Raw genomic sequence first — 24,099 nt, 5'->3', positions numbered from 1 at the left:
CGATGCGTGCACTGCTGACTTGCCGGCCCGCGCTGCCACAGCTGTACGCGGTGGCACCGCTGGCGTGGGCCTTCCGCGCGGACGGCTGGCAGGTTCTGGTCGCCACCCGGGATGATTTCGCACCCGAGGTCAACAGGATGGGTTTACCCACCCTTGCGACGAACGAGAACGGTTTGGCCGCCCTCGTCGGGGATTGGCGGCCCGATCTCGTGATAGCGCAGGCGCCCACACCGATGCCCTGCCGGGTACCACTGATCGAATACCGCTGGGACCCAGCGGCGACGCCCGCCGGGACGGAGGCGGACCTCGTGATCGACGCCTGCCCGCCGCTGCTGCGGGCCGAGGACAACTGCCCTGTTCTGCCTGTCCGGCACATCGCGCTTGGTCTCGCTACTTCGTTGGAAACCAGGCTGCTGGACCAGCCCCTGGTGTACGTCGGCGGTGAGTTACCGGTGGGGGCGCTGGAGAAACTTGGTGCCGAGTTCGTGTACGACCGCGAGCAGCGGTACCGGATACCACCGGACACGGACGTGGTTGTCCATGATGGCGACTCGCTGCTGGCCGTCAATGCGCTGGCACTCGGCGTGCCGCAGTGCGTTCTCCCGCGGACGACCACTGCCGCGCGCCTGACGGAACGACTGTCCGCCTGCGGTGTCGCCGTCAGTCTCCAGCGGGACGTGGCGGACGCGGAGCGTGTCGCCGAGCGAGTGTCCACTTTGCTCACCTTCCGGGATTGCCGAAGGCGTGCCGTCGAGCTCGCCCGGGAGATCGCGGCCAGACCGGCGCCGACGGAGGTCGTCCGGATGGTGGCCCGGCGGTTCTCCGTGCGGGTTCCCGGGCCTGCCCGAGACTCCGGTGATGAGGCATGAGCGGCAGTGCGACGTTGCGGGTCGAGCGGACTACCAGGCTCCCCGGCGCGGTCTGGTTCCTTGCCGCGGGAATGTTCGTGATCGCGATCGGTTTCGGGATCATCGCCCCGTCGCTGCCTGCCTTCGCTGCCCGGTTCGACGTCGGCACCACCGCGATCGGGTTGGTGGTCAGTGCGTTCGGGCTGGCCCGCCTGCTGGCTGCCCCGCTGACGAGCCGTATCGTGCACCTGTTCGGGGAGCGTTCGGCCTACTTCTGGGGAATCCTGACGGTCGGCGCCTGCACCGGTTTGTGCGCCCTCGCCGCTGCGTACTGGCAACTGTTGGCCTTTCGCGGCTTGGCCGGCGTGGGATCGGCGATGCTGACGGTCTCGTCGGCGGTGCTCGTGGTGGGGCTGGCCGGACCTGGCCAGCGGGGGCGCGCCACCGGACTGATCACCACCGCCGGAATGCTGGGCAGGGTCGTCGGACCTGTTGTCGGCGCCCTACTCCAGCGGTACGACGTGCGGCTGCCCTTCGCCGTCTACGCCGTCATGATGGCGGCCGTAGCGCTCGTCGGCCGCCGGTTCGTCCACCGCACCGCGGTCGGCCTGCCGGTAACGACGGGAAGCCCGGAGTCGTTTGGCTTCCGCTCGGCCGTCCGGCATCCCACCTACCGTGCGGCGCTCGCCGCGAACTTCGCCATCGACGGCTGGGCTGCCAGTGGCCTGCAGGCCACGTTGCTGCCGCTGTTCATCCCGGAGATCCTGCACGCTGACGGGACGCTGGTGGGCGTCGCCTTGTCCGTGTTCGCCACCGGCAGCCTCGCCCTGGTGCCGATCGCAAGCCGCCTCACCGACCGGATCGGCCGGAAGCCGGTCGCTCTGGTGGGTCTGGCAAGTGCCACGGTCGCCATCGTGGTGCTGGGGATCGCAGATTCGAGCCCCGTGCTGCTGGCCGCCTCCTTTGCCTCAGGCGCCGGGGCAGGGATGCTCAACCCACCCAACAGCGCCGCCGCCGCCGACGTCGCGAGCATGCCCAACCAACGTCGGGTCAACGGACCACGCGGGCTCCGCCGCAGAACCGACGACCGCAGCGCGGTCCTCGCCGGGTTCCAGATGGCCGGGGACACCGGCTCGATCGTCGGCCCACTCGCGGTTGGCGCGATGACGGCAGCACTGTCCTACCAAGCGGCGTGCTACATCACGGCGGCGATTGCCGCGCTGGCGGGGTTGGCCTGGTTGGTCGCCAGGGAAACGGCGCCGGTGCCGTCTTCTCGAATTCGTCACAGTGATCGCAATGTCTGAAGGGAACTCTCGAATCATGGCCGAGAGCAGGCGCGAAACGCAAATTGGTGAACCGGTCGCCATCATCGGGATGGCATGCCGGCTCAGCGGCGGCATCGACTCCGTCGAGAAGTTCTGGGATCTGCTAGTGACCGGGCAGGACGTGACCTCGGAGATCCCCGCGGACCGCTGGGCGGATCACGCCACGAGCCCGCGGAACGCGGCGAGGCTGCGCAGCACCGTGCGGCATGGGGCCTTCCTGGACGACATCACCGGATTCGACGCGGAATTCTTCGGCATCCTGCCGCGTGAGGCTGAGCACATGGATCCACAGCAACGCATCCTGCTGGAGGTCGCATGGGAGGCGCTGGAGGATGCCGGTATTCCCCCGACATCGCTGGCCGGCACGGATACCGGGGTGTACATCGGTGCCGTGTCCAACGACTATGAGCGCCGCCTACTGGAGGACGTGCCCAATATCGAGGGTTGGACCGGGATCTGTACCCAGATGTGCGGCCAGGCCAACCGCATCTCCTACACCCTCGACCTGCGCGGCCCCAGCCTCACGGTGGATACGGCCTGCTCGGCGTCACTGGTTGCGATACATCTCGCCCGGCACGCGCTGGCCTCGGGTGAGATCCCGCTGGCGATCGTCGGCGGGGTCAATGTGGTGGCCGGCCCCGGGCTGACGGTCATGCTGGACGCCGCCGGGGTGCTGTCCCCGGACGGGCGCTCGAAGGCTTTCGACGCCTCGGCCGATGGATACGGTCGTGGCGAGGGCGGCGCCGTGGCCGTGCTCAAGCGGTTGTCCGATGCCGTACGTGCCGGTGACCGCGTCCTCGCGGTGATCCGGGATTCGGCCGTGCAACAGGACGGGCGGACCAACGGCATCATGGCCCCGAGCGCCAGCGCGCAAGCGTACCTGCTCGAACAGGCCTACCGCGGGACCGATCCCCGGACGGTGGACTATGTGGAGGCGCACGGAACCGGAACGCCGCTCGGCGACCCGGTGGAGGCGACCGCGCTGTCCGAGATGTTCGGCGCCGACCGCGAACCGCACCAGCCGCTGCTGATCGGTTCGGTGAAACCGAACATCGGCCATCTCGAAGCCGGCGCCGGGATCGCCGCGCTGATCAAGGTCGTTCTGGCGATGCGGTCCGGCGAGATCCCGCCGAACCTGATCTTCACCGAGCCGACTCCCCGGATTCCGTGGGCGGATTCGGGACTTCAACTGGTGACCAAATGTACGCCGTGGCCGGTCACCGATCATCCGCGGCGGGCCGGGGTGTCCTGCTACGGCTACGGTGGCACGCTCGCGCACATCGTCATGGAAGAGGCCCCGCCGAGTTACCAATCGCCGCGCCTCGTCCAATTCCCTGCCACACCCCGGGCGTTTCCCGTCTCCGGTGGAACCGCGGCCGGGCTGCGGGCGAACGCGGCACGACTGGCCGACTGGTTGGTCGGGAAACCGGCGCCGATCGCGGCGGTGTGGCACACGCTCCACACCCGGCGGGCCCATCTGGCACATCGTGCCGCCGTCGTGGCCGACACTGCCGACGAGTTGATCAACGGGCTCCGAACCGTCGCAGCTGGTGCTGAAGGCGATGGCGTGGTAGTCGGAAGCCCCCTTTCCTCGGCATCGACGGGCGCGGTCTGGGTTTTCTCCGGGCACGGTTCGCAGTGGGTCGGTATGGGCCGCGAACTGCTGGCCACCGACGTGTTCTTCGCACACGTCATCGACGATCTCGGTCCGGTCTTCCAGGCCGAGATCGGGTTCACTCCGCGTGAGATCCTGCTCGGCGACGAACTCGACGCAACCGACGTGATCCAGCCGATGATCTTCGCGACACAGGTCGCTCTGGCCGAGGTGCTGCGGCGGCTGGGTGCGGAACCGGCGGCCGTGATCGGCCACTCGGTCGGTGAGATCGCCGCCGCCGTCGTCGCCGGGGTGCTGGACCGGTATGACGGGGCCAGGCTCGTCTGCCGTCGTTCGATCCTGCTGCGCCGTGTCGCGGGCCAAGGGGCGATGGCGATGGTGAATCTGCCCTGCGACGACATCGCGGCACGGCTGGCCGGCCGCAACGACATCTCACCCGCGATAATCGCCACTCCGTCATCGACGGTCGTAGCGGGCGCCGTCGCCGCGGTGGAAGCGTTCGTCGACGGCTGTCTCGCCGACGAAATCCCGGTCCGCCGGGTGGCCTCCGACGTCGCCTTCCATTCTCCGGCCATGGATCCACTGTTGGCCGAGCTGCGCGCGGCGGCGAACGATCTCGATCATCGGGAACCGGAGATCCCGGTCTACCGCACCGCGGTGGACCCCGGTTCCCCGGTGCCCTGCAGCGGTGACTACTGGGCGGCGAATCTCCGCAATCCCGTCCGGTTCGCCGATGCGGTCCGCGCGGCCGTCGAGGACGGTCACCGGGTCTTTCTCGAGGTGTCCAGCCATCCGGTGGTCACCAATTCCATTGTGGACACGCTACATTCGCTCAACGTCTACGACGCCCTCGCCACCGGGTTGTTGCGGCGTGGACGGCCCGAGCAAGCCAGCCTGCTCACCGCGCTGGGCGCGCTGCACTGTCATGGCATCCGTACCGGCCTGGGTGCGATGTCTCGTGGCCATGAACTCGTCGATCTCCCCAGGACGGCGTGGCAACACCGGAGTTTCTGGCGTGCCGTCGACAGGGTCGCCACCGTCGCGGCGCACGAGGTGGACAGCCACACGCTGCTGGGCGGGCTGACCATGGTCGCCGGAGTCACTCCCTTGCGGCTGTGGCAGACCCATCTCGACTATTCGAGCCGACCTTATTCCGGAAACCATCCGGTGCACGGCGTGGAGATCATCCCCGCGGCGGTTCTGCTGACCACGTTCCTGGCAGCGTCGGAACAGGCCGGCGGCCCGACGGATCTGGTGGACTTGTCCCTGCGGTCACCGGTGTCGCTCGCCAGTCCGCGCGAGGTAGCGGTAACCCTCCAGGAGAACATGCTGAGTCTGGCTTCCCGACCGTCCACCAGCACCGACGAGGACTCGTGGTCGGTGCACACCACCGCGGTTGTGCCCGAACACGCCGGCACGCCGGCCGGCCGGCTTGACCCGGACGCGCTTCGGGACCGTTGTGCGGAGTTGCTGCCCGATGACTTCGTGCACCAACTGCTTGCCTCACTAGCCGTACCCGCGATGGGTTTCCCTTGGCGGGTAACGGAGTTGCGCCGCCGTGCGGACGAGGAACTGTTTGCCGTCGTCACCATTGACGAGGGGGCCACGAGCAGTTGGGCCGGGCTGCTGGACGCCGCGCTGTCGCTGCCCACCGCGGTGTTCCCCGGCGAGCCCACACTCCGCATGCCGGCGGCGATCGGCCGGATTGTGCTGCACGGGCAGCCGCTGGGCCAGGCACTGGTCAGCGTGCGCCTGCTGGGCGAGCCAGACACCGTAGCCGTCACAATCTCCGATGTAGACGGTTCGGTCGTCGCGGTGATCGAAGAGCTGGCCTTCGGTGTGCTGCCGATCGCCGTGGAGAACCACCTCGCTGAGGAGGTGGACACGCGTCAGTGGGCCGATCTGGACCCCGAAGCCCTGCGGGACTACCTCGTCCGCGAGGTCCGCAGACAGGTCGCGGAGGAGACCAAGTTGCCGGCCGACGAGCTCAACATCCGCAGGCCCCTCGCCGACCTCGGCGTCGACTCGGTGCTGGGAACCGTGCTGTGCCAACGACTGGGACGAGCCTTCCAGCTTCGCCTCCCCACCACCCTGCTGTGGAGCCATCCTTCGGTCGCCGCCCTCGCGGAGTACCTGGCCGCCGAGCTGGCGGCGGTGGCGTCATGAGCGGGTGGCCGGCCGAGTTCGCCGCCCGGTACCGGGCGGTGGGTCACTGGCGTGACCAAACCTTCGGCCGGCTGACGCGGCACTGGGCCGACGAGTACGGTCCGCGCGAGGCGCTGGTGGACGGCGAGCACCGCATCAGCTATCGGCAGCTGGCCGAGCATGCCGACGCGCTGGCCATCGCGCTGCGGGAGCACGGCCTCCAACGCGGCGACCGGCTCCTGGTGCAGTTGCCCAACTGCTGGGAGCTGCTCGTGCTGTTGCTGGCCTGCCTGCGCGCCGGGGTCGCACCGGTGCTGGCGCTGGTGGCGCACCGCGAGCATGAACTGGCCTATCTGGCCCGGCATGCCGAGGTGGCCATGATCGTGGTCCCGGATCACTGGCGCGGCCACGACCACCGGCAGATGGCTGTCGATCTGGTCGCCGGGCTGGACCGGCCGTGCCTGATCGGTGTCGTCGGGAGCACCCGGCCCGGCCTACTCGACCTGCGCGCGTTGCTGGCCGGAAGTACTGGTCCGCGCCACGTGCTCGACCGCGACGAGCCACATCCGGACGACGTGGCATTTTTCCTGCTGTCCGGTGGTACCACCGGCACCCCGAAAATGATCGGCCGGACGCACAACGACTACGAGTACCACGTGCGGCGTACAGCCGAAATATGCGCCGTGGGACCGGAGACGGCGTACCTCGTGACGTTACCTGCCGCGCACAACTTTCCCCTGTGCCCCGGCATTCTCGGCACGTTGTCCAAGGGCGGTCGTGTGGTGCTGGCCCGGTCGCCGGAACCGGTCGCCGCATTCGACACGATCGCCCGTGAGCGAATCACCATGACCTCCCTGGTGCCTGCCATAGCCCAGCGCTGGGTGGAAGCCGCCGACGCGCGGAAACCGGATCTGGGCAGCCTACGGCTTATCCAGGTCGGAGGCTCGGTGCTCGAACCTGGCCTGGCCAGGAAGATCCCCGCGGTGCTCGGTGGTCAGCTTCAGCAGGTTTACGGGATGGCCGAAGGACTAATCAACTACACGCGGCTGGACGACCCGGATCACGTGGTGTTCGCCACCCAGGGCCGGCCGATCAGCCCGGACGACGAGGTGCTGGTCGTCGACGAGAACGACACCCCGGTACCGCCAGGTGAGGTCGGCGAACTGCTCACCCGGGGCCCGTACACGATCAGGAGCTACTTCCGCGCGCCGGACCACAACCGCAAGGCGTTCACCCCCGATGGCTGGTACCGCACTGGTGACCTGGTCCGCTGGCATCCCAGCGGCAACCTGGTGGTCGCGGGGCGTCGTAAGGATCTGATCAACCGCGGTGGCGAGAAAATCTCCGCCGAGGAAGTGGAAGACCTGGTCCGAAAGCTGCTGCCGGTCTCGGCGATGGCCGTGGTACCGGTCCCCGACCTCACCTTCGGCGAACGGGTCTGCCTCGTCGTGGTGCCGGCGGCCGGCCGGCCAGCACTGACGCTGGAGGCGGTCCGCACGGCCCTGCGAAGTTACGGTGTCGCACACTACAAACTCCCGGAACAACTGGAAGTGCTCGACGATCTGCCGCTGACACCGATCGGCAAGGTAGACAAGAAAGCCTTGCGTGCCCGGCTGTCCACCCGCGGGTCCCGCGCCGATGCTCACGAAATCATGACGACAATGGCCGATGCCCGACAGCAGCCGGAGCGGTGAAACCAGGTTGCACAGTGGGTCGTCGGCGACCTTGTTCCCACGGCTCCGGACGAGTTGCTCCGGCTCACCACCGAGGCGTTCTTCCGTGCGGTGAGCGGCTCGGACATCACTTGGCGGCTGTTGTTCGCCCACCGGCCGAACGCGGCCGAGGCGGCCGCCGTGCACGAGGAGGTGCAGGCGTTCGCCACCGAGCCTGTTACCGCCGCGCTGCGTCAGTTGCCCGAAATGGGCAATCTCCTGCCGGGGGTTCGACTCCGAGCGTGCGTACTACGCGGTCGCCGAGGCGGCCTGGGCTACGTGGGGCTGGAATGGCAGCACAGCTTCGCCTCCGCGCCCCTTCATGGTGTCGGCCGCGACGCCACCTACCTCGCCCGCCGCTTGTCCTGAAAGGACAATTGCTGGTGGTGGAAAGCGAAATGCCGCGCGGGATAGCGGTACACGTCGGCCAGGGTCATGTAGTCCCGGAAGAACGGATCCCAGCGGTTCGGGTAGTGCATACCACACTGAAGGTTCGCGTCGGTGGCGCGGTCGAGGCCGCGGTCCAGGGCCGCGATGATGTGGTCGAACCACACCCCCATCCACCGCGGAGGTAGGAGTCCTCCGCCGACCGAGCCGAGATAGTTGATCGCGTCGAAGGGGACGGTGGCCGCGTCCAGTGCCCGCGCGAACGCCCGGCTGACCCCTTCGGGTAGTCGCCCGAATATCCGGACCAGCGGCAGGAGCGCCCGCACGACCTGGTAGCCGAACAGCATGTGGAACAGCAGTTGCCGGTTGGTCCAGCGGGTTCCCCGGGAGCGCCGCCGCAGGTCGGCGGCCGTCGCGGAGGCGAGCAGCGCGTGGAACGTGGCGCGGTCGCGCTTCCACTGCTCGTGCACGGCCCTCCGGTCCATGTGCGCCACCACCTTCGGCCTGTCACGGCCATCATGGCGCACTTGCGCTGAGGTCCTCTCAGCCGCGGCAGCCGCGGTCCGGCAGGCCGGCTGGTCAGCGGGCGGAGGACACGGCGTGCGGGACGAGGACACCCGCCGCCTGGCTCGGCGTGACACCGGGGTAGAGCACGCGGACGAGCAGCAGCGCGAGCCCGCCGCCACCGACCTGGGCGACGATGAACAGCGGCGCCGACGAGGGAGCGATACCGGCGAAGGTGTCGCTGAACATGCGACCCACCGTGATCGCCGGGTTGGCGAAGCTGGTAGAGCTGGTGAACCAATAGGCCGCCCCGATGTAGGCACCGACCGCGGCCGGCGCCCGCTCGGCGCGCCCGGACCGGGCCAGCGAGAAGATCACCAGAATCAACCCGACGGTCGCCACGACCTCGGACAGCCCGTGCGCGGCCGTGGCCCGATGGGTGGTGCTGACGCTCACCGCGCTGCCGGCGAACATCAGGTTCGCCAGCACCGCACCGCTGGCACACCCCGCGACCTGCACCGGAAGGTAGGCGAGCGCGTGCCGCCACGGCAATCCACCGAGTGCGGAGTCCACAAAGGACACCACCGGGTTGAAATGCGCGCCGCTGATCGGACCGAACATCAGGATGATCGTGAACAGGCCTGCCGCCGTGGCCGCCGCGTTCTCCATCAGCTGCGAACCCGTGTCACCGGGTGAGAGCCGCTGCGCGGCGATCCCCGACCCGATCACCAGCGCAGCCAGCAGCAGGCTCCCGAGGTATTCGGCCACCAGCTTGCGGGGCAACGGCTGTTCCATCAACAACTCCCTATCGGCCACAGTGGACTTGGACTCACGCGCGGGCAGCGACACCGAGCTCGTCGAGCAACTGCCGGACCCGGCGCTCGATCTCGTCCCGCACCGGGCGGACGTCCTCCACGCTCTTGCCCGCCGGGTCGTCCAGTTCCCAGTCCAGGTACTTCTTGCCGGGAAACACCGGGCAGGCATCCCCACAACCCATCGTGATCACGACATCGGCGGCGCGGACGATCTCGTCGGTCCATGGCTTCGGGAACTCGCCGGTGATGTCGATACCGTGCTCGGCCATCGCGGCGACGGCGGAGGGGTTGATCTCACGGCCCGGCTCCGATCCGCCGGACCACGCCACCGCTGCCTCGCCGGCCAGGTGCCGGAAGAAGCCCATGGCCATCTGGCTGCGCCCCGCGTTGTGCACGCACAGGAACAACACGGTCGGCTTGCCGTAGGGCGCGTGTCCCTCCACTTTGGCCAGCGCGTGCAGACGTTGCCGGGCGAACCGCTCGGCCGGCAGCGGCAGGAAGTTCGGGATCGAGGCGCCGGAGGCGAACTGGTCGTAACTGGAGCGCAGGAACCGTTCGATGGTCTCGGTGCCGAAGGTGCCGTCGAACTCGCTCTGCAGGCGGGTCGCGGCCGTGCGCAACGCGAGTTGCTGGTCGATGCCCAGGTCAGGGTGGTGGTAGCGCTCGGTGTCAGTCATGGGGTTCTCCAGGTAGGCGGACGGCGGGAGCCAGCCGGTCGATCCGGTCGGCGATATCGGTGAAGGCCTGCTCGAACGCGTCGTCGGTGTCGAGACGAGCCGGATCGGGCACCGACCAGTGCAGCCGGTCATCGGCGCTGGTCCCGAGTTCCTCGTGCGCGTGGTCGCAGACCGCGACCACCAGGTCCCCGTCGTTCAGGACCTCCTCCACGCGTGAGGTCCGCGCCCGCGCCAGCGACAGACCGCGGCTGCGGGCGACCGCCACGGCCCGGGGATGCACCCGAACCGCCGGATGGGTTCCCGCCGAGGCCGCCGGGACCGGGCTCCGCCGCGCCCACAACGCCGCCGCCAGCTGGGAACGGGCCGAGTTGTGCGTGCACACGAACACCACCCGCGGCGCCGAACGCAGCCCCGGCACCAGACCGGTCAACGGCTGCGGCCGCAGCCGCAGATACGTACGCCGGTGATCGCCCTCCGATCGGGACCGCTCGATCAGCCCGGCCTGTTCCAGCAGCTTCAGATGATGCGCCAGCAGATTGCTCGGCAAGCCCAGCTCGCGCCCGATCTCCGTGGGGGACGCGTCGCCGAGCACCAGGCGGTCCACGATCGCCAACCGGGCAGGCTCACCCAAGGCCGCGTGCACTCGCGCCCGCTCCCGCACCACCAAAGACCAGTCAAAGTTCATTGAGTCAATAATGATTGAGGCACAGTCTGCTTGTCAACGGCGGAGCAGGCAGGCTTCGCTCTGGGCAGCCTCCTGCCGAGCAAGGCAGCGCCGCGAACGACTGGCCCAGCACCGCCACGCTCACCGCGATTGCTCGACAGGTTTCGGGTTGCCGCCCACGGCAGCTTCGTAGCCAGACTGGACCGCTGGACGGCCCGCCCGGCGAAGCCGAACACGAAGAGCGTCCGCGACTGCGGGCCACGCACAGAGGCCGAATGCCGCACGGTACGAACAAGTGCCACTACGCCAGCTTTTCAAGCGGAGCCGTAACAGCACTGTTGACGTGGGAGATGATTTCTCCACGAGGCGGACAGCAGGAGCATTATTCAAAACCCCGTGTAGTGGAGAAGAAGAACGGTCCGCGTGTGGCGTCGTAGGCTTGGCGGTAGGTGGAGTATGGGCGACGATACAGTAGTCGGTGAAATATGCGCCAGTTTGTGAAGTGCGAGACGACGCGTTCGACGGCTGCGCGGAGTGCGGAGATGTCGGCGTTACTTTCTTTTTCTCGTTTGCCGGGTGCTCCTCCCTTTGGTTTTTTTCCGTGGCGTGACGAGGCAGGCTCCCCGGTAGCCTTTGTCGCCCATGCCGATTATGCCGCACTGTTGCGCGCGAAATCGGCGCGCGAGGTCCGGGACGATGGTCAGCCTTGCTGGACGGGGATCCGATCTATATTTCTGATGGACAGACCTGACCGTCAACGGAGGCATGAGTGGCGGCGTGCCCGTGCCCTTCTGACCCGCCGAGCGGCGCGATGAGACGGGCAGAACCGGCGAGCCGCCTAACGTCGGTTCATGGCAACACTACATAGCGAGACATAGCGAGCGCCCGGTTTCGGACTTCACGCTCTCGCGGCGGGCATCGATCGCTGCCGGTCACCGGCTTCCGGCGAGTATTCCCGCGGTGATGAAGGCGATCACCCGTTCGGCATCGGCGGTTGTGGTGCCTGGTGTGACGCGCTGACCTGGGGCTCGGTTGAGCTGGTCGAGCGCACCGGACTGCCAGACACCGAGCAGCCCGACCATGCTGGCGTAGACGAACTTGATGCCACCCTCGTCTCGATCGGGGAGCGCGCGACCGAGCGCGGCCAGGAAGCGGGCATCGACGGGGTAAAGCTGTTCGGCGACCGTCTCCCGGATCCGCGGACTCGGTTCGCTCAGGACACGTCCGATGAAACGGGCGACCGCGGCACTTTGTCCGCGTGGGCTGGCCAGGGCGAGGCCCGGCTCGACGAAGACGCGGACGAGATCGGCCACCGACGGCGGCTCGGGCGCCGCCTCGAGTTCGTCGAGCCGGCGGCGGCGCTCGTCGTTGAGGGCACGCATGGCCCGGTCGATGCCGGCGCGCAGCAGCCCTTCCTTGGATCGGAAGTGGTAGTTGACCGAGGCGATGTTGGCTCCGGCCGCATCGGTGAGGGCTCTCATTGACGTCGCTTCGATCCCGCGCTCACCGAACAACCTGATCGCCGTCGCGATCAGCCGGTCTCGCGTCGGTGCCTCCTGGTCCACCGCCGGATCCCGTCCAGACATCACTTCTCCTCGAGCATCGCCCAGCCGCATGCTATAACATTCATTTCAAACGACCGTTTCAACCCGGGGAGTGGGGTTATGAGCGGTACAGCGATCATCGTCGGCGCCGGCATCGGGGGCCTGACAGCCGCCCTTGCGCTGCAGCGCAAGGGCTGGCAGGTCGACATCTACGAGCAGGCACCGACGATCCGACCGGTGGGCGCGGCCGTGGGCATGGCCCCCAACGCCGTGAAGGCACTGCGCTACGTCGGCGTGGGCGAGGACCTGCGCGAGCGTGGCCGACGCCAGGAAGGGATCGAAATCCGCGTTCCCTCCGGCCGTTCCCTCATGATGATCCCGGCCTTCGGTATCGAGCGCCGCTACGGCGCACCCTTCTACTCCATCCACCGCGCCGATCTGCACGACCTCCTCCTGCACCGGGTAGGCGTGACCGCCCTGCGGACAGAGCACCGCGCCACCGGGATCACCACGCACGCGGACTCGGCCACGGTCACCTTCGAAACCCCCGAAGGCACGACGTCGGCAACAGCGGATCTCGTCGTGGTCGCCGACGGCATCAAAAGCCGCCTTCGCCCGGAACTGTTCCCCGGTCACCCCGGACCGGACAGCGCCGGATACACGGTCTGGCGCGGCATTGTCCCCGCCGCGGACGCCCCGGACATCTCCCCGGTCGTCTCGGTCACCTGGGGGCGCGGCGCCCGCTTCGGGATAGACGCGATCAATGACGGCCAGGTGTACTGGTTCGCCTGCGAGAACCTGGCCGATGCCGACAAGCACGAGCACGGCCTCGACCCACTGGTCGCGCGGTTCCGGCGCTGGCACGACCCGATCCCCCAGTTGCTCGCCTCCACGCCCGCGGAGGTGCTGGGCCGCCACGATGTCTACTACCTGCGCACCGCCATGCTTTCGTTCGTTCGTGACCGTGTGGCGCTGATCGGTGACGCCGCGCACGCGGTCACGCCCGACATCGGACAGGGAGCCTGCCTGGCGATCGAGGACGCGGTCGTCCTCGCGGACGCCATCGAGGAACACGGCGTCGACCGCGGCCTGCGGACCTACAACGCCATCCGCCGCCCGCGTACCGAGTCGATGTCCCGGGTCTCCGGCAGGGTCGGTGGCTTCATGCAGAACCCTGTCCTCAGCCCGGTACGCGATGCGATGGCCTTCGCCACACCCACGTCGGTGTTCACGCGCGCCATGAGCGCGGCATACGGCTGGACCCCGGCAGCACGCTGAAGCCCGCACACCGCCAGGGGATGGCGGGGCCTCTTTGGGGCGATGCGACTGAGCATCGTGGCCGGCGCGCAGGGAAGCTCCGGGATCTGGGCCAAGCCGTCGGTGCCTCCTGGTCCACCGGCCTGGCCGAATCCCGTCCAGACATCACTCCTCCTCGAGCATCGCCCAGCTGACCCGAAGTACGCCGAGGCCATGGAATACCTGGGTACAACCCCGGCCGCCGCCCTGAAATGACCTGACCGCCTCGCGGACGGCTGAGACCCCCCGGGGCCCATCGCAACATCGACGGGCCGTCATGATCTGGAGGGAGCGACCGAGAGCATCCAGCGTGCGCTGCACTGGTCCACCGTCCGCCGCCGTCACCGAGCCGACGCCCGATGACGCCTCAAAACGCAAGTTTTGGCTCGGTGCTCCACACCCGGACCGGCACCGATGTCACGCGGTTTCCGGAGATCCGTGGCGCCGGGCGCCGCCTGGGCGGGGCACTCGTTGTGGATGGGAACCGCTCGCCTACCGGGATGGGCGGCCCGACTTCCCGTTGATGTGGGGACCGCGTCGCGGCGCCGCCGAAGGAGTGGCGGTGTACTTCGTTGCTTTCGACCTGATCGCCGCGCACGGCCGCCATCTGCATAGCTCGACGCACCTGCGGCGGCGACGACGGTTGGCCGGGTGCGCTCGGAGACGGCCGAACTCCCGAGTTGCCCGCTCCATGACGCGTTCGATCGCCATACTCGTCGGTCAAGATCACTACCTCGTGACCTTGCCAGACGCTCATCTGCCCCGGCAACACCTGTGAGCGCCCACACTTACGGGCGTCTCCTCGTTGCACCGGCCGCTGTGTCCCGGCTAGGGACTCACTCCCTCCTTTCCGGAGGTTTGCGGGTTCGTTCGCGCGCACTGATCGGTCGTTGCCGCGATGTGCAGGCTGAACGCTTCAATGATCTGCTTACGCAGGCGCGAGACCGCCACACGCATGCTGCCCGCGACCTCGTGCGGGTCAAGGTCATGCTGGGTGTGCGGAGGCCGCACATAAGGTTGGGGCCCGGGCTCCATGTTCGGGCTTACCCCGAAAGCCACTCCCCCACACCCATCCACCCCATCCGACCGAGGGGAACCGGCTGCCAGACGTGGACAGTTGATCATGCGGGCGATGGCCCGTGGATGGGGATGACCGGGCGTGGGTGGTCGAGCGGGACTGAAGGATCGATCGCGGCGCGCACGCAACAGCAGGTCGTCCTGCTTGGTGCCCGAGCCGTGCGCGTTGATGTAGCCGATGCCCTCGGCGTCCACCCGCGCCCGCGCCATGGCGGCGCTGATGGCGTCGGACATCCCGGTGCCCTCGGGGTGCAGGCCTGTCATGTGACCGGCTCTGTGAGCAACCGCGGCCGTAGCGACCAGATACGACAAGCTCGCCGTGCGCTATGAAAGCGTCCTGGTCATCACTTCCGTCACCGAGTGGCGATGACATCTGAACCACGCTCTGGGCGAACGCCGTCCCCACCGGACCTCGCGCCACGAGTCTCCTTGGCAGAGACCTTCACGCTGGAGTGCACCCAGGCATGCAACACTGACGGCGTGAGTCGATCGAATCGGGCGGCGCTGGATGCCTTGATCGCCGAGGCGACCGTCGACTGTTACAACGACAGCGAATGCGTCACCGGCTTCTACACCATGCTCGAGGAAAATCTCGCCATGCCGTTCCAGACCGTGGTGCTGGGCGTGGATGTAACCGTCGTATGCCTGGATCTGACCGAGGACGAGCAGATCACGGCCGTCTGTACGCGTGGCCGGTCAAAGCAGCACATCCCGATCCTGGACCTGCCGCTGCCCACACCGCCCCCGGAGGGCGTGGAGTGGATCGACGCCTACGGCCGGTGGGTGAAAGGAACGTGACCGCGTTGCGCCTGCTGCCCGACCCCGCCGACCGCCGGGTGCGGCTGACCGAGGATGAGACCCTCGCCAATCTGCGCGCCATGCTCGAACTGTGCGCGGCCGGCAAGGTGAAGTGCAGCGAGAAGACCAGCCTCCCGTCCGCGGCCACCATCCGCACCATCGACGAGCACCTGGTGCAGGGCGACTTCTACGCCACGAACCCATCGCGGCCTTCGCGTGGCCGCTGCTGATCCAAGCCGGTGGCCTCGCCAAGCTCGACGGTGCTCGTCTCCGGCCGACCCCGAAAGGCCGCGCGGCACTGGGGAAACCACCGGCCGAAATCATCCGGGTGCTGTGGCGGCGCTGGCTGACCCACGCGGTGATCGACGAATTCAGCCGGATCGAACAGATCAAGGGCCAGCGCATCCGCAACGTGCTCACCGCGGCCAAACCGCGCCGTCAGATGGTTGCGACGGCGCTGGCCACCTGCCCGCCCGGCGAGTGGATCGACGTGGACACCCTGTTCACCACCATGCGCCGCGGCAACCTGAGCCCCACCATCGCCCGCACCGACATGGCGCTGTGGAAGCTCTACCTCGTCGACCCGCAGTACGGCAGCCTCGGCTACGACGGCTTCCACGACTGGGAACTCCTGGAAGGCCGCTACACCCTCGCCATCCTGTTCGAGTACGCGGGCACTCTGGGGCTGGTTGACCTCGACTACGTCGCCGCGTCCGATGCGCGCAACGACTTCCGCGGCAACTGGGGCGGCGATGACCTGGAAGCGCTGAGCCGCTACGACGGCCTCCAGGCGATCAGACTCACCGCGTTGGGCGCCTACGTCCTCGGCTTGACCGACACCTATCGACCGACCACCTCCGACACGACCACGGCCGCGCCCCTGAAGGTGCTGCCCAACCTCGACATCGTCGCCACCGCGGACCTCCCCGCCGCGGACCGGCTCGTTCTCTCCGCCTACACGAAGCAGACCGCCGACCGGGTCTGGACGGCTTCGGCCACCAGCCTGCTCTCCGCGATCGATGCCGGCCGTGACCTCACCGAGTTGACCACTTTCCTCACCCAGCGCAGCGAACACGAACTACCCGGCACGTTGAGCACCCTGATTTCGGACGTCGTCCGCCGGGCGGGACAGCTCACCGACATCGGCCACGCCCGCGTGATCGAATGCGCCGACCCCACCATCGCCACACTCATCACCCACGACCGCCGCCTCCGCCCGCTGTGCCACCGAATCGGCGACCGGCACCTCGCCATTCCACCCGAACAAGAACTGAAGTTCCGCAAAGCCCTGCTCAAACTCGGCTACGCCGTCCCCGGACAACCAAGGACCTGACCACCTTCATCACGCGGCAGGCCGCCGACGAACGATCTGCGCGGGTGACGGGATGCCGGACAGGTGGTGCCCGGCCGATCCCGAGATCGGCGAACACGGGGTGCTGGCCGCGTTGCTCGACAACAACCACCACCTCATCCGGGAGGGTCAGATCCTGTTGACGGACAAGGGTTTCTCAGGAAAACCGCGCCAGAAACTCGCCGAGTCGACGGGACTGCGACTGCTGCGCCCGGACCGCAAGGACGAAACCTACCGAAACGACCTCGGTGGCGTGCGCCAGTGGATCGAATCGGTCAACCAGACCTTCAAAGGGGCAACTCGACCTGGAACGGCACGGCGGACGCACCCCGCACGGCGTGTTCACCCGCATCGCGCACCGTCTACTGGCCATGGCCGCCGGCATCTGGCACAACTGGCAAACCGGCGTGACCAGCAAACGATCGCTCACAGCCTTCGATCACCAACACCAACTTCACCGCATCAACCATTTAGCCGGTCGGGGCGCTGAAGCGGGCGAGCAACCTGTCGAGCGGCACGGTGGCCACCGCGACCCGGGTGTCGCTACTCGCGTAGGGCAACCACAGTGTCCCGTCGTGCAGCAGCCCTCCGCAGGTGTAAACGACATTGGGGACGTAACCGGTCCGTTCCAGCGGGTCGGGCGTGAGCAGTGGCTCGGGCAGCACCGCGAGGATCCGGGTGGGGTCGGCGAGGTCGAGCAGCATGGCGCCGATGGCGTAGGTCCGCATCGGGCCGACGCCGTGGGTGATCACCAGCCACCCCTGCGGGGTCTCCAGCGGGGAACCACAGTTGCCGACCTGTAGTAATTCCCACGGCGCGGTTGGCCCGTGGAGCGGCACCTCGCCGGCCCAGTTCCGACCGTCGAACGACGTCGCCAGGCTGATGGTCTCTCCGTCGCCGCGGCACAGCGCCAGGTGTCGATCCCGGACGAGCCGGGGAAACAGCGCCATGCCCTTGTTGCGCGCGGCCGGGCCGGTCAGTGGGAACACTCGGAAGGAACACAGGTCTGCGCTGTCCAACAGGTGTGGCGCGACTGTGCGGCCGTCATAGGCGGTGTAGGTGGCCAAGTAGCGGGTTGCGCCACCCTGGCCGGTGAAGCGCACGAAACGCGCGTCCTCCATCCCGTGGCTTTCTGTGCGGCCGATCGGCCAGAGCACGCGCTGCGCCAGCTCGACGTCGTCGGGGAAACGCACGGTGTAACTCCCGGCGGCCAGCTCGCGGATCCGTTGCAGGGTGGCCGAGGCACCGGTGCGGGCAAGCAGCCGGGGATGCACCGCGGCCAGCCCATGGTCGAGATCAGCCTGGCCAAAGGGTTCGGGCAGGGCGGAAAGCACGGTGGCGGTGATCTCGTTGTCGCACCGGTCGTGCGCGAGCACGGCCCGGAACCAGGCGCGATCCCAGGAGTCCTGCTGACGCTCCGCGGTGGCCACCGGCCCCGGCCGCGGATGCCAGTGCGCGGTCGGGCCGGGGCCGAGCACGCCGGTCGCGAACCCGATCGAGGACACGTGACCCTCACCGATGCCACGCAGGCTGAGCACCACGCGCAGTTGGCCCGGCGCCATCCCGTCCTGCCGGGGATGCGCGACCATGGACGGGTTACACAGTGCGGCCGCCTCGATGGCGTACTCGTGCGTGAAGTAGGCACCGAGCAGCAGCCGGCGCTCCCGGCTGAGCGCGTCCGGCTCGACCAGCCGGTGGCTCATGATCGACGCGTTACGCTCCAGAGTGGCGCTGAAGTCGCGATATCGTGCGGAGAAATCGGCCAGCACGTCCGCGAGCAGCGCGCTGACGGCGTTCTCCGACAAGGCAAGGACCCGTTCCAGCACCCCCGCCGCGCGCGACCGGGTCTCCGGGTTCTCCTCGCCGGGCACGAACAACTTGGTGATGACCCGGTCCGGATCGGCACGGAACATCGCAGGCCGCCTGGTCACCAGGCCCGAAGTTTCCACCGTCACGCGGCACCGGCGTCACGCACAGCGTCGATGCGGGCGAGCCCGTACGACGCCTGTTGGCAAGTCGACAGTAGCGCCAGCGTCGACTCGGCGCCTTGGTTGGCGCTCACGCCACCGACGCCAAGTCCGTCGCCGCATCCACCGGTATCGGGGTCCGCCAGCGGCACGCCGGCATCGTTGGCGCCGAGGAACCAGTTGTGGGCGAGCAGCACGCCCGTCGCCCAGCAGGCCGCGCCGGTGACCGCATACGCACGGGCGCAGGCCGATGCGAGCGCGGCCACCTCGATCGGCTGCTGGTCGAAACCCGGTGGCCCTTGCCCTGGTGTCCAGCCGCCCGAGGGAACCACGGAAAGCTGTCCCCGGTGTGTCTGCAGGTTCAGCAGCCAGTGCAGGACCCTCAGCCCGTCCGCCAAAGCGTCCTCATTGGACAGTAAGGCGCCGGCCGCGACAAGGGCTTCGGCGACCGCGGCGTTCGCGTATCGCAATCGGGGTTCCGGCCAGGGCCAGCCGAACTCGACGGGGATCGGACCGATCGCCGGGACGGCCGCGGCCAGTAGCGTGCGGGCAGGTCCGTCCGTCGGGTCGCCGGCAAGCACTTCCGCGGCGCCCAACGCGGCGAAGACCATCGCACGCGGCCAGGGCGAACGTTTCGCGGCGCCGCGCTCGAACAGGGCTCTGGCCTCTGCCCGAACCCACTGCCGGCCGGCATGGGCCGCGGTGGCGCCCAGGCCCCACAGCGCCCGGCCCCACCAGTCGCCGAGACCCGGCGCATCCTGCCAGCGACGGTCATAACCGAGGCGGTTGCGGAAACTCCCGCCGCACTGCGCGTGCGCGGTGAACGCCAGCAGGATCTCCTGCAGCCGCAACAACTCCGGGCCTGGAGCCGGCTCGTGACCGAGCACAACCAGGCCGCGGGCAACGTCGTCGAGGCAGTACGCGTGCGCACGGAGCGGTAGCGGCCCGCTGGCGTGCTCGAACAGGCCGACATCGTCCGAGAGGCGCAGCAGGTGCCGGTAGTCCAGCCCCACACGCTGCGGTCCTGGCATCACGCCACGACCGGCGCCGGCGTGCGGGCCAGGTTCGCGACCAACCGGCAGTACTCACGCGCCACCGACGCCCAGCCCAGCGTGCGCGCGGCGAACCCGGCGGCGGCCGCGATTCCACTGGCGACCGCACTGTCGGTGAGCACCAGCCGAACCGCGGCGGCGATGGACACCGGGTCCTGGTGGTCGACCAGCACACCGGCGCCGCCGGAGAGCAGTTCGACCGCATGCGGAAACCTGGTTGCCACCACCGGAGTGCGCGAGGTGACGGCTTCGATCAGCACGCCAGAGGTGACCTGTTCCCGAGAGTCATAGGGCAGCAGCACCACATCGGTGTCAGCCACGAGGCGGCGCAACGAACCGGCGTCGAGGTAACGCGAGTCGAACCGGACCCGGTCGCGGACGCCGAGGCTCTCGGCTCGGGACGCGAGGAAGTCGCGATAGTGCTCGCCCTGCCGGGCCAGCACCTTGGGATGGGTCCGCCCGGCCACGACATAGCGGGGCGCCGGCCGCAGGTCGCCCAGCACCGCCATGGCCTCGATACCCCACTCGATGCCCTTGCCCGGGCCGAGTAGGCCCCAGGTCAGCACCTGTCGCTGCCTACTCCACCGCGGATTCCGGTGCGGGACGGGCAGCAGGGCGACGGAGTCCGGTGCGCCGTGCGGGATGACGTGCACGCGGCCGGCCGGCACCTCGTAGCCGGTGACCAGCCGGCGGCGCGCTGTCTCACTCATCGTGACCACCGCCGTCGCTGCGGCGAGCACCTCGTTGAGCACAGCGCGCTGGTGCGCGGTCGGTTCGGTGAGCACGGTGTGCAGCACGACCACCGCCGGGACGGACAGCATGGCCAGTACGCGCAGCACGTCGTCGCCGTCCTCGCCCCCGTAGACGCCGTATTCGTGCTGGACAATCGCGACTTCGTACCGGTTGAGCAGGGCCGCGGCGTTCCGGCAGCCGGCCGCCGAGTCCGCGACGAGTTCCCCGACGACCCCGGCGGGCAGGGGGCCGGCCGGCGATTCAACGAGCCGCACCACGCCGCCGGCCGTGCCCGCCGGAAGCGCGGCACGGAGTGAGGCGGTGAACGAAGCGAGTCCGCACAACGTGGGCGGGTAGGTGCTCATGAAGCCGAACGTGACCATGGCGGAGCCTTTCGGATCGGGTCGTCGCGGCTGGCTGTCGAGTTGCCCTGCCGGGGGCGAGTCGGCTCGGCGTTGGCCGGCGAACATCCCACACCCAGCCCAGCTTCACGAACAACCAGATCACTCGGGCAAAGATGTGGATCTGTCCGGGCGGCACACCCGGCGTGCGCCCGCTGCCGAGCAACGGTTCACGTTCTCAAATCGTCAGGCGCCGGCGCGGAAACGCCAGACCGGCCGTCATGACATGACCGGCCGGACAGCGTGCCCGTCAGTCGACCCGATCACAGGCTCCGGCGGCGAGCCGGCGGTACCCCTCGGGCTCCTGGTCCTGCCAGGGTGCGGCTCTCGTCAAGGGCGAACCACAGGGTCTGGTCCAGTTCGGTGCGATGGTTGATCGCCCGGCCCTCACGGTAGACGTCGGCCACCCCGCGACGGGCGACCACGAGCGCTTGGTACTGCTCCGCGGCGCCCATGCCGCCCGCCTGGTCGAGGGACCGCAGAGCAGCAGTGACGGCCTCACGGGCGCGGATGAATCGCCTGCTCACCTCGGCAGGTCGCACCGTGGATCCGGCGGCCATGGCTACTCCCCTTCCTTGTCTGGCCCAGCATGCCCGCCCCAACCTGCGCCATGACCGCCTGACGATCATCCGTCAGGTCGGCAGGCGCGGTCCCGGTCAACCGTGCCGACCATCGTCCCAGCGCGGAACCGTGGCCATTTCGCCGCTTCCCCATCGACCGGGCCCGGCCCGGATATCGCCGAACCGGAAATGTTGCCGGAATCACCGCCCGGGCAGAGCGGGGATACGGGTCTATCGCAGGTCTTCCTTGATGCCGTCGAGCGCCGCGAGCACCTTCACGGCCACTTCGGAAAGCGTTTTTCCGGCTCCAGGATCGATTTTCTCGGCGGCTAGGGTCCGCTCAACGGTCTCGCACCGTTGCTGGTAGGTCTGGCTCATGGCAACCCCTCCGGAAATCGCGCCCATCGGCGAACCTGAGTGAGTGCCCTCGCTGCACGGCTCAATGTCGATCCGGCGTTTGCCCGTGACACTACACCTTGACGGGCGGCACCGGTGATTATTTCGGTTTCAGGCACACCCGTGTGCCAGGCGGCGTAGTGTCGGTGGCTGAACGGTCGAGGCCACGAGCGGGTTTCGCGCCACATATGAGCCGCGAAGTGCTGCTGGTCGAAGGGCCGGGGATTCAGGATCCGCCTGGTGCGCGGGCGTCGTTGGCGTGCCGCGTGTCCGAAAAGGCGAGATTGAGGCCCGAGGTCCCGGGCGCCGGTGACTTAAGGCCACAGTCTCGTCGGCGGCGCCGGGCCTAGCGTCGAGGGCGCCAGGTGGCGGAAGGCACAGTCGTGGCGCCGACAGGACGTCCATGGCCGCCGGTGGTCTCCTGGTGGTTTGTTCGGCCGCTACGCAGTCACCGTCAGCTCGCCGCTGCCGGGCCGGCGCACCGGGACGATCTCATTCACAATTCGGACGGAGCGTCATCATGATCGCGTGGATCATTGTCGGCATCGTTGCCGTGACATTGCTGCTGCTGGGCCTGTCGGTGAGAATCGTCAAGCAGTACGAGCAGGGGGTGTTGTTCCGGCTGGGCCGGGTGCGAGGCGTGCGGATGCCCGGTCTCCAGCTGATCATCCCGGTCGCCGACGTCCTGCGCCGGGTGTCGATGCGGATCGTCACACTGCCGATTCAATCCCAGGGAATCATCACTCGTGACAACGTCAGCGTCGATGTGTCCGCGGTCGCGTACTTCCGGGTGGTCGACGCGGTGAAGTCGGTGGTCGCGATCGAGAACGTCTATGCCGCGATCGACCAGATCGCCCAGACCACCCTCCGGAAGGTGGTCGGTCAGCACACTCTCGACCAGACCTTGGCCGAGACGGACAAGATCAACGTCGACATCCGCAAGATCCTCGACGTCACCACCGTAGAGTGGGGTGTGGAAGTGACACTGGTGGAGTTGAAGGACATTCAGCTACCGGAAAGCATGAAACGCGCGATGGCCAGGCAGGCCGAAGCCGAGCGAGAGAAGCGAGCGAAGATCATCAATGCTGAGGGCGAGTCCCTGGCCGCGGCCGCGCTCGGTGAGGCGTCGGACATGATGATGGCCCATCCGCTGGCGTTGCAGTTGCGCAACCTGCAGAGCCTGGTCGAGATCGGGGTGGACAAGAACACCACCGTCGTGTTCCCCGCGCCGCTGATGAGCACCATCGGCGAACTCGGCTCCTTCCTGGCCCGGGAGACAACCGCGGCGACCACGCAAGCCGACACCGCCGCGCCGCAGAGGCCGCCGGTCACGCTGCCGGCACAAGAGGTACCGGTGAACGGCGAACCGGGCGTGTCCCGGCAGTAGGCCACCGGTAGGTTACGCAAACCTCCGTCCTGGACGGACTGGTGCCGGATTCGTCGATGATGGGATGGCCCCGCAGGACGCCGGCCTGGACGGTCGACGGGCGGTGACCGCGTGCGGAAACGAGCATGTCTTCGCACTGGCAGAGCAGTGCCGTCGCGCCTGGGTGGACGAGCAGCGGTGGTTCGGGCGATCGTGCGGCTGACGCTTGCGGCGATCCAGTCGCGGCACCATCGTTGTCACCGCCCAGGATGAGCTGGACCTGCTGACCGCACCGCAGCTCGCGGAAACGCTCGGCCACCGCCTGCCCGGCACTGGGCACCTACTCGTCCTCGATTGTCCAAATTGGAATTCGTTGGCCTGGCCGGCCCAACCGCGCTCGTTCAAGCCCACTCGTGGGCCAGGAAACGTGGCATCGTGCTTCCCGCTCCAACTCGGTGCCATCACTGTTGGGGTGCTGAACCTCTATCACCGGGAGCCGGGCACGGTCACATCCGAGTAGCCGAATGGGGCGTAGACTTGGTGGTGTCGGGAGCATCTCGTACGCGAGTGAAGTTCACGTCGTCCTCGACGAAAACCCACCGGCCATATTTCGCGGCCGGGGACGGGAGCATCGACATGATGTCGGGCCCGCGCACACTGACCACCACCCCCTTGGTCTCGGCGGTCGTCGAGCCACCTCCGCACACCCTGCGCTTGCGGTTGAAGCCGAAGGCACCCGCGACGGGGTATGTCGACGGGGCTTGGTGGCCCCGGTCCCGGGACCTGTCGGCCGAACTGCCGACACTGCTTGCGGTGCTGGCGATCCGGCCCGGTCGTATCGAGCGGGTGACCTACAACCTGACCAAG

Annotated in this window: 22 protein-coding genes and 1 pseudogene; 12 read left to right on the top strand and 11 right to left on the bottom strand. The window is 68.3% G+C overall.

Annotated elements, in window-relative coordinates:
* Positions 1-2: 2 nt before the first annotated feature.
* Genes VJT49_RS21525 through VJT49_RS21505 form a run of 5 tightly spaced genes read left to right on the top strand, consistent with a single transcriptional unit; the run spans position 3 to position 8,014 of the window.
* The gene (locus VJT49_RS21525; protein WP_324166685.1) at positions 3-869 is read left to right on the top strand and encodes a glycosyltransferase; all 867 of its coding nucleotides are present in this window, start codon (positions 3-5) and stop codon (positions 867-869) included.
* On the top strand, positions 866-2,152 hold the full coding sequence (locus tag VJT49_RS21520; RefSeq protein WP_324166684.1) for an MFS transporter: 1,287 nt from the start codon (positions 866-868) through the stop codon (positions 2,150-2,152). The genes VJT49_RS21525 and VJT49_RS21520 overlap by 4 nt, the downstream gene beginning before the upstream one ends.
* Positions 2,153-2,168: 16 nt before the next feature.
* Complete coding sequence (locus tag VJT49_RS21515) at positions 2,169-5,954, top strand: type I polyketide synthase (protein WP_324166683.1); 3,786 nt, start codon at positions 2,169-2,171, stop codon at positions 5,952-5,954.
* Complete coding sequence (locus tag VJT49_RS21510; RefSeq protein WP_324166682.1) at positions 5,951-7,627, top strand: (2,3-dihydroxybenzoyl)adenylate synthase; 1,677 nt, start codon at positions 5,951-5,953, stop codon at positions 7,625-7,627. Before VJT49_RS21515 ends, VJT49_RS21510 begins: the two co-directional genes overlap by 4 nt.
* A 54-nt stretch (positions 7,628-7,681) precedes the next feature.
* Positions 7,682-8,014, top strand: a complete 333-nt coding sequence (locus VJT49_RS21505; protein ID WP_324166681.1) for a hypothetical protein — start codon at positions 7,682-7,684, stop codon at positions 8,012-8,014.
* On the opposite strand, the gene VJT49_RS21500 is transcribed toward VJT49_RS21505, so the two are convergent.
* The 5 genes from VJT49_RS21500 to VJT49_RS21480 all read right to left on the bottom strand — a co-directional run bounded on the left by VJT49_RS21500 (position 7,990) and on the right by VJT49_RS21480 (position 12,278).
* A complete protein-coding gene (locus tag VJT49_RS21500; RefSeq protein ID WP_324166680.1) occupies positions 7,990-8,517 on the bottom strand; it encodes a DinB family protein in 528 nt (175 codons plus the stop codon). The two genes, VJT49_RS21505 and VJT49_RS21500, sit on opposite strands and share 25 nt — an antisense overlap.
* Before the next feature lie 94 nt (positions 8,518-8,611).
* Positions 8,612-9,331 (bottom strand): MIP/aquaporin family protein, encoded by a 720-nt coding sequence (locus VJT49_RS21495; protein ID WP_324166679.1) that lies wholly within the window; start codon positions 9,329-9,331, stop codon positions 8,612-8,614.
* Between the two features lie 34 nt (positions 9,332-9,365).
* Entirely contained in the window at positions 9,366-10,028 is a 663-nt protein-coding gene (locus VJT49_RS21490; protein ID WP_324166678.1) for an arsenate reductase ArsC, read from the bottom strand.
* Positions 10,021-10,713 (bottom strand): helix-turn-helix domain-containing protein, encoded by a 693-nt coding sequence (locus tag VJT49_RS21485; RefSeq protein ID WP_324166677.1) that lies wholly within the window; start codon positions 10,711-10,713, stop codon positions 10,021-10,023. Before VJT49_RS21485 ends, VJT49_RS21490 begins: the two co-directional genes overlap by 8 nt.
* 911 nt (positions 10,714-11,624) lie before the next feature.
* A complete protein-coding gene (locus VJT49_RS21480; protein WP_324166676.1) occupies positions 11,625-12,278 on the bottom strand; it encodes a TetR/AcrR family transcriptional regulator in 654 nt (217 codons plus the stop codon).
* Between the two features lie 78 nt (positions 12,279-12,356).
* On the opposite strand from VJT49_RS21480, the gene VJT49_RS21475 reads away from it, so the two are divergent.
* Positions 12,357-13,514 carry an FAD-dependent monooxygenase gene (locus tag VJT49_RS21475; RefSeq protein WP_324166675.1) on the top strand — a complete coding sequence of 386 codons (1,158 nt, stop codon included), beginning with the start codon at positions 12,357-12,359 and terminating at the stop codon, positions 13,512-13,514.
* Between the two features lie 846 nt (positions 13,515-14,360).
* On the opposite strand, the gene VJT49_RS21470 is transcribed toward VJT49_RS21475, so the two are convergent.
* Positions 14,361-14,921, bottom strand: a complete 561-nt coding sequence (locus VJT49_RS21470) for a hypothetical protein (RefSeq protein WP_324166674.1) — start codon at positions 14,919-14,921, stop codon at positions 14,361-14,363.
* A gap of 168 nt (positions 14,922-15,089) precedes the next feature.
* Here VJT49_RS21470 and VJT49_RS21465 point away from each other — a divergent pair, with 168 nt between their 5' ends.
* The 4 genes and pseudogenes from VJT49_RS21465 to VJT49_RS21450 form a co-directional block, all read left to right on the top strand.
* Positions 15,090-15,407, top strand: coding sequence for a calcium-binding protein (locus VJT49_RS21465; protein ID WP_324166673.1), 318 nt, complete (start codon positions 15,090-15,092; stop codon positions 15,405-15,407).
* Positions 15,404-15,637 carry a hypothetical protein gene (locus VJT49_RS21460; RefSeq protein WP_324166672.1) on the top strand — a complete coding sequence of 78 codons (234 nt, stop codon included), beginning with the start codon at positions 15,404-15,406 and terminating at the stop codon, positions 15,635-15,637. The genes VJT49_RS21465 and VJT49_RS21460 overlap by 4 nt, the downstream gene beginning before the upstream one ends.
* A gap of 98 nt (positions 15,638-15,735) precedes the next feature.
* On the top strand, positions 15,736-16,740 hold the full coding sequence (locus VJT49_RS21455; protein WP_324166671.1) for a helicase-associated domain-containing protein: 1,005 nt from the start codon (positions 15,736-15,738) through the stop codon (positions 16,738-16,740).
* A 34-nt stretch (positions 16,741-16,774) separates the two neighbouring features.
* Positions 16,775-17,201: pseudogene (locus VJT49_RS21450) on the top strand (IS982 family transposase); the annotation flags it as partial.
* Between the two features lie 27 nt (positions 17,202-17,228).
* Here VJT49_RS21450 and VJT49_RS21445 read toward each other — a convergent pair.
* The 5 genes from VJT49_RS21445 to VJT49_RS21420 all read right to left on the bottom strand — a co-directional run bounded on the left by VJT49_RS21445 (position 17,229) and on the right by VJT49_RS21420 (position 21,848).
* Entirely contained in the window at positions 17,229-18,689 is a 1,461-nt protein-coding gene (locus tag VJT49_RS21445) for a glycoside hydrolase family 130 protein (protein WP_324166669.1), read from the bottom strand.
* A 20-nt stretch (positions 18,690-18,709) separates the two neighbouring features.
* Positions 18,710-19,738 carry a hypothetical protein gene (locus tag VJT49_RS21440; RefSeq protein ID WP_324166668.1) on the bottom strand — a complete coding sequence of 343 codons (1,029 nt, stop codon included), beginning with the start codon at positions 19,736-19,738 and terminating at the stop codon, positions 18,710-18,712.
* Between the two features lie 17 nt (positions 19,739-19,755).
* Complete coding sequence (locus VJT49_RS21435) at positions 19,756-20,874, bottom strand: glycosyltransferase (protein WP_324166667.1); 1,119 nt, start codon at positions 20,872-20,874, stop codon at positions 19,756-19,758.
* Positions 20,875-21,173: 299 nt separating this feature from the next.
* Positions 21,174-21,470, bottom strand: a complete 297-nt coding sequence (locus tag VJT49_RS21425; RefSeq protein WP_324166666.1) for a hypothetical protein — start codon at positions 21,468-21,470, stop codon at positions 21,174-21,176.
* A gap of 231 nt (positions 21,471-21,701) precedes the next feature.
* Entirely contained in the window at positions 21,702-21,848 is a 147-nt protein-coding gene (locus VJT49_RS21420; protein ID WP_324166665.1) for a DUF6307 family protein, read from the bottom strand.
* A gap of 538 nt (positions 21,849-22,386) precedes the next feature.
* Between VJT49_RS21420 and VJT49_RS21415 the strand changes: the two genes are divergently transcribed.
* Positions 22,387-23,253: a slipin family protein gene (locus VJT49_RS21415; RefSeq protein WP_324166664.1), complete on the top strand. Its 867-nt coding sequence runs from the start codon at positions 22,387-22,389 to the stop codon at positions 23,251-23,253.
* A gap of 546 nt (positions 23,254-23,799) precedes the next feature.
* Positions 23,800-24,099 (top strand): DUF5994 family protein (locus VJT49_RS21410; protein WP_324166663.1); only part of this gene is annotated, 300 nt, incomplete at its 3' end.

The organism is Amycolatopsis sp. (genome assembly GCF_035276945.1).
In the GTDB taxonomy this organism is placed as follows: Bacteria; Actinomycetota; Actinomycetes; order Mycobacteriales; family Pseudonocardiaceae; genus Amycolatopsis_E.
The sequence above is the reverse complement of the archived record's forward strand: the minus strand, read 5'-3'. Positions and strand labels throughout refer to the sequence as shown.